The 429-nt window shown below is 63.6% G+C and carries 1 pseudogene; it reads left to right on the forward strand.

What is annotated here, in order from left to right:
• Nucleotides 1-60: 60 nt before the first annotated feature.
• Nucleotides 61-429: pseudogene (locus BCY78_RS24360) on the forward strand (hypothetical protein); the annotation flags it as partial.

The following is a 429-nucleotide window of genomic DNA, read 5'->3' on the forward strand; positions in this document are numbered from 1 at the left end:
TCGGTGAATCTCTCCAGTGCCCTTCTTGTAGTCAAAAGTGGACTCATGAGGAGGAAACCCATGCGCGGTGCCAAGAGCGCCAAGTGGGTCGCGGGAGCGGCCGTCATCGCCCTGGCCGCGACTGCCTGTGGCGGCGGCGACAGCAGCGACGAGGGCAAGAAGAACACGTCGGGACAGCCCGCCGGTTACGTCTCGATCGACGTCGGCGAGCCCCAGAAGCCTCTGCTGCCGGCCGACACGAACGAGAGCAACGGCTCCTACGTCATCCAGTCGCTGTTCACCCAGCTGCTGGACTTCGACGAGAAGGGCGAGATCGTTCTCACGAACGCCGAGTCCGTCGAGACCGAAGACTCCAAGACGTGGACCGTCAAGCTCAAGGCCGGCTGGAAGTTCCACAACGGTGAGGCCGTGACCGCGCAGTCGTACCTG

This window comes from Pararhodobacter sp. CCB-MM2, assembly GCF_001691415.1.
Classification (GTDB): Bacteria; Pseudomonadota; Alphaproteobacteria; order Rhodobacterales; family Rhodobacteraceae; genus Pararhodobacter.